General features: G+C 47.5%; 2 protein-coding genes and 2 pseudogenes. 2 read left to right on the top strand and 2 right to left on the bottom strand.

What is annotated here, in order from left to right; genetic code table 11:
* Positions 1 to 95: 95 nt before the first annotated feature.
* Positions 96 to 252, top strand: a pseudogene (locus tag ABIC78_RS21525) (transposase); the annotation flags it as partial.
* Between the two features lie 440 nt (positions 253 to 692).
* On the opposite strand, the gene ABIC78_RS21465 reads toward ABIC78_RS21525, so the two are convergent.
* Both ABIC78_RS21465 and ABIC78_RS21470 read right to left on the bottom strand, forming a co-directional pair.
* Positions 693 to 944 carry a hypothetical protein gene (locus ABIC78_RS21465; RefSeq protein ID WP_171799729.1) on the bottom strand — a complete coding sequence of 84 codons (252 nt, stop codon included), beginning with the start codon at positions 942 to 944 and terminating at the stop codon, positions 693 to 695.
* A 270-nt stretch (positions 945 to 1,214) separates the two neighbouring features.
* Positions 1,215 to 1,447: pseudogene (locus ABIC78_RS21470) on the bottom strand (IS66 family transposase); the annotation flags it as partial.
* Between the two features lie 418 nt (positions 1,448 to 1,865).
* On the opposite strand from ABIC78_RS21470, the gene ABIC78_RS21475 reads away from it, so the two are divergent.
* Positions 1,866 to 2,426 (top strand): hypothetical protein, encoded by a 561-nt coding sequence (locus ABIC78_RS21475; protein ID WP_354491963.1) that lies wholly within the window; start codon positions 1,866 to 1,868, stop codon positions 2,424 to 2,426.
* The last annotated feature ends 642 nt before the right edge of the window (positions 2,427 to 3,068 follow it).

The following is a 3,068-nucleotide window of genomic DNA, read 5'->3' on the forward strand; positions in this document are numbered from 1 at the left end:
TCAATCAGCCCTCAGCGCCATCCGCGATCTCGTCGACGGCAAATTCGCCGTCGCCTGACCACGCCGCCATAAGCCAACACGGTGAGCAGTTACTTCCTAAGGAGCATCGGGCCAAGTTGCCTAGCACAAATCCCATCGAGCGGCTGAACGGCGAGATTAGACACCAAGGTCGTCGGCATCTTCCCGAACGAGGCCAGGATCACCCGCCTGGTCGGTGCCATCCTCATGGAGCAGTCTGACGAATGGGCGGTACATGTCGCTTGAGCCATAGGCCAGCGCAGCTAAACCATGGCGCCGGTCAGCGACAATCCCATTCTCGTGCTCTCGGCTGTACCTGGAGCATGACCGGCTCAAACTGATGCCGAAATCAGCGATGGGTCCAATAACCTACACCACGCCGTGGGACATGATCCTGTGGCACCGGAAGGTTGTCTAAGCAAACCTCAAACAAGACTCTCCAAACACGGCCGCGCAACTCGGCAAAAACCAGCGCAGCGGCCAGCTCGCCGATTGCCCACGATCACATGGCCGCACAAACCATCGGGCAGCGGCTACCAGCTTTTGCTTGTTGTTCGGGCGGACCATAAAGGTTTATCACTCTACAAGGCCCCTTGATCGCTCAAACTCCCGACCACATCCATGCGACCAACGCCGAACGTTGAAAATTCAATAAATAAAATGAAATTATATAATTATATTATACTCACTAATATCAGTGAAACTAGGCCAAAAAGACTTTTCTTTGAGCCAACATCGGACGATTTATTACGCGATTTTTCAGGTGTTACCAATTCTTTATATATATCTTTTTCTGAATTTTTCACAGGCTTTTCGATTTTCTTCGTGGCGGAATCATACGAGGAAATCTGCTGCGCATCTGCCGTGACAGGGGAGCAGATAACTAACATCACTGCGGCCAGGGCCAACTTTGCTGAAATCTTCATTAGCGCCTCCTATGTCTCCCTTTAAACATTCATTTTGGATATCACCGATAAGGAATTGTACGTAATCCACGAAATGTCTGATTTTGATACAGTTTCTGAAAATTTATTACCGAAAATCTGATAGCGATTAATCTCCCCGAATGGGAAACATGCTTATTTTTCGCCAGAATAGATGCATTGGAATGGAATATTCCAAGGAGGTCTGGCCTAGCGACTTTGCGCGAGATGACGGTTAACACGGGTTTGGTAAGGCACACCTCGCCCCTGACTGCCTTCGCGCGATGGGCGCTGCCCCCCTTGGCCTTGCCACTTCTGCCTCTACCCTTGCCGAAATCATCCTTCGAGGGCGGGATGTGCGAATTCTTCGAGGTCTTGCGCGGCTTGCCCACCAGCGCCTCGAGTTCCGAAATCCGCCCGGCCATCCGCTCAATCGTCTCGTACTGCGCAAGCAGCAGATCGTTCTTCTCAGCTTCGGTCAGGACATGAAGCGAGGGCGGTGCCATGGGCAGTTTGAATCATCGCCGGCCAGGCCGCGCAAGCCCTTTTTGCCAACCACCTGAGCAGTTACTCGAGCCTTCCCGAAAGACCAATGAAACGAGACTTTCCTGTCGCCAGCTGTTTCGGACGTTGCGCCGCGGCAGGGACACAACTCCAGCAGCTGCCACTCGTGACCTTCAGTCGGGGCAAATTTTCAACAATGCCCAAAATCGTTCATGATTCATCCAATCATGATCAACATAAAATCCGAATGAATCTTATAAAATTGATTTCAAACGACAAAAATTTTTAGGCAAATGTCCCATCCAAATTCGAACATATTATCGTCCAATATAGATTCAACAAAAATTTCCATTCCCATGCCCACGTGTAACGTAACGAATTCCTGATTCTATTTTATTTCTATAAATCCTGGAAATCGTCATGGGTATGAAAAATAACGTTCGAATTTCATGCATATTCATCATTTTGAATATCGGAATTTTCAATGCACCCAGCGGATTTTGCCAACAATTTACATATTCTCATAATATAGATAATATCTCTAACATAAAATTCGATCTTGTTGAAGGCAAAAAAGATGCATCAGATGCATCTCTCGTGCCGCGATCCATTGATCTTCCTGAAGATAGCAAAGTGGATGAACCATATATTGATCAAAAAAAAGAACAGAATTACAAAACTATGCGTAAAAATTTAAGATCTTTAGAAATAATATATCAAACACTTAATTTTCTTGACGCAATACAAACTATTGGATGCATGCAAAAGTCTGGATGCCAAGAAAAAAACCCTCTTTTCGGAAATCATCCTTCAGTAGGTAAAATCATTGCAATGAAATCTCTCGCAGGATTGATACACTACTCAGCATATAAACACGGAATTAAACGTGACGATCGCCTAAAATATACGCTTTCTATGGAGATTATTTCCATTGCCGTACAAGGGACAGTCGTCGGCTTGAATTTCAGAGCCATAATTTAATATATAACTACATTAAGTTTTCAATATAATTACAAAAAATCTAATTATCATCATAAAATTGACAATACTTTAATATTTGCACACACAGTTCGCTGACGGTCGCCATTGCCATCTAAAAACATCTACGCACAACCCACCTTCGCCCAGAAATTACAGATCCCTGAGCCTAGAGTAAATGCTGATCGAATATTCCTCAGAAGTGCTGGTGCAAAAATCCCCAGCGCGGATTTGGTAATCCGCCATTGAGATGATCGACAGCTCCATTTTTAGGCGGCCTGCCTCGGCGCCTCGGGGCGGGCGGTGGGGTGAGATTGGCTTGGACGCGTGTATGCTCGGGGATCAGATCAGCATGTTGCCGCAATCGTTAACTTGCGCCTTCGATCTGAACGACGACGGCATGGTGAAGCAATCGTTCCAGTAGCGCGGTGGCCAAGACGGTCACCGAAGACTTCGCCCCTCTCGGCGAAGCCGCGGTTGGAGGTTCAGATCATTGCGCCCTTTTCATAGCGGGTGTTTACGAGCCGGAAGAAGAGGTTAGCCCCGCCTGGGTAACTGCTCACCGTGTTGGCTTATGGCGGCGTGGTCAGGCGACGGCGAATTTGCCGTCGACGAGATCGCGGATGGCGCTGAGGGCTGATTGAC

This window comes from Novosphingobium sp. 1529 (assembly GCF_040544855.1).
In the GTDB taxonomy this organism is placed as follows: Bacteria; Pseudomonadota; Alphaproteobacteria; order Sphingomonadales; family Sphingomonadaceae; genus Novosphingobium; species Novosphingobium capsulatum.